Origin of the sequence: Pseudoalteromonas sp. HM-SA03 (assembly GCF_002289345.1) — a bacterium.
Taxonomy (GTDB): domain Bacteria; phylum Pseudomonadota; class Gammaproteobacteria; order Enterobacterales; family Alteromonadaceae; genus Pseudoalteromonas.
In genome coordinates this window covers 1-214 of record NZ_NSDG01000132.1, presented here as the reverse complement: position 1 = coordinate 214, position 214 = coordinate 1, and the positions used below count along the sequence as shown (strand labels likewise).

At 40.7% G+C, this 214-nt stretch carries 1 pseudogene; it reads right to left on the bottom strand.

Annotated elements, in window-relative coordinates:
- Positions 1-214: pseudogene (locus tag CKO50_RS24300) on the bottom strand (hypothetical protein); the annotation flags it as partial.

Below are 214 nucleotides of genomic sequence, written 5' to 3'. Positions count from 1 at the left end.
TACAACCGTTTAATTCTTCAGCCTTGACGAGTCGTTCCTTATAGCTTAGGTCATGGAGATGATCTTTTGGTAGGTCTTCATAATATGCATCATCTAGGCAATACCCCATTAGTCTATCGCCATATGCTTCTAGTTCTGCTTCCCGCTTCTCTTCTTCAGTAGCTCCTTTTTGGTAGAGCACTTGTCTTTCTTTAGCCCTCTTTGCTAAATAATT